Annotated in this window: 1 protein-coding gene; it reads right to left on the reverse strand. The window is 58.3% G+C overall.

The window, feature by feature from the left end; translation table 11 throughout:
• Positions 1 to 38: 38 nt before the first annotated feature.
• Positions 39 to 1,591, reverse strand: a protein-coding gene (locus ACI77I_RS31930; protein WP_407000180.1) for an IS3 family transposase whose coding sequence is annotated in 2 segments (ribosomal slippage) — positions 39 to 1,129 and positions 1,129 to 1,591 — 1,554 coding nt in all. Because the reading frame shifts where the segments join, the coding sequence is not laid out codon by codon here.
• Between the last annotated feature and the right edge of the window lie 75 nt (positions 1,592 to 1,666).

The raw sequence follows: 1,666 nt of genomic DNA on the forward strand, positions 1-1,666 counted from the left end.
CGGCGTTTTTCAAGGTAGTTGTCGCATCAACCGTCTAACTATGCCGCTCTTTTCTCAACCTGTTGCTCTCGATCCGGGTTCAACAGCACGGTGCCGATCGGCTCCCAGTTACGTGTTCGACCCGACCACCGCTCAGGCTTTTTCTCTTTGGCTCGTTCGTACAGCTCATGTCGCCGGGCCAAGACCTGATGGTCCAGTCCTCGATGCCGCTCAGCCGGTGTGACGAACCGGATTCGGCTATGCCGGTGCTCGGTGTTGTACCAGCGCATGAAATCCCTCACCCAAGCGCGTGCGGCGTCCAAACTGGCAAAACCATCCTGCGGCCATTGCGGGCAGTATTTCAGCGTTCTAAACAGCGACTCCGAGTACGGATTGTCGTTGCTGACCCGCGGTCGTCCCCGCGAAGGCGTAATGCCCAGTTCATACATCTTGCTCAACAGCGTCACCGATTTCATCGGCGCGCCGTTGTCCGAGTGCAGCACCAGCGGTTCGCGTAAACACTGCTCGCCGATCACGCTGCGTTGTAGCAGCGCGGCGGCTTTCTCGCCGCTTTCCGCGTCGTAGACCTCCCAGCCCACGGCCTTGCGGCTGTAAATATCCTCGATCAGATAGAGGTAGTAATACTTGCCGCGTATCGGCGATGGCAAATACGTGATGTCCCATGACCACACCTGATTGGGCGCTTTGGCTGCATGAGTCGTCGGTGCTGCGTACCGCCTGGGGCGCTGACTACGGCCTCGATGTTGCTGTTGACCCGTCGCTCGCAAGACGCGATAAAACGTCGCCTCCGACGCCAGATAGCACCCTTGATCGGCCAGGCGCGGCACGATCTGGCTCGGCGGCAGGTGGGCGTACTCCGGGCTGTTGCACAGCGTCACAATCGCCTGTCGCTCGACCTCACTCAGCGCATTACGCGGCGTTGGTCGTGTGACAGTCGTTCGGGCATCGGCCTGGATAACGTCTGTTTCAGTCCACCGCTGCAAGGTCCGAAGCGATAGACCAATTTCCCGACAGGCCCTGATTTTTCTGGCTCCCGTCGCGACCGCTTGGCTCAGCCAGTCAACGAGTAACTGCCGCTGCGGCAAAGACGTCAATTGTCCTCGTTGTCGGTCCCCCAGTAGTCGTTGAGCTTTTTTCGCAGCACCAACAACGCCGCTGTTTCAGCGAGCGCCTTGTCTTTGCGGCGCAGTTCGCGCTCCAGTTCCTGGATGCGCTTCTTATCTTTGCGAGACTGCTCCCGATCTTCTTTTTGCTGGGCCTTTTCCGACTTCTGGCCGGTGATGAAGGCTTGTCGCCAGGCAGTGATTTGCTCGGGGTAAAGGCCTTTGCGGCGGCAATACTCGCCCAGGTCGATCTCGGACAAACCGGACGCTTCAAGGACGACAGCAAACTTGGTTTCGGCTGACCAGTTCTGAGCCGATTGCTTGTTTTCGGACACTGCACTTCCTTCAGAACTGAGCTGCTTGCGCCAGTTGGACAAAGACATTTCGCTGACCCCTTCGCGCCGGGAAACCTCGGCCATCGACAGGTTTAGTGGGGGAAGCAGCATCTTGAGTAATGCGGCTCTGCGTTCAGGTGAATAGTACGGCACGACCAGTCTCTTTCCGCCCCCGATATGCTTTTTTAGGAAAAACCGGAGAGGCGACAACTATCCTGACACCGGGGG

Source organism: Pseudomonas sp. D47, from assembly GCF_045447305.1.
Taxonomy (GTDB): Bacteria; Pseudomonadota; Gammaproteobacteria; order Pseudomonadales; family Pseudomonadaceae; genus Aquipseudomonas.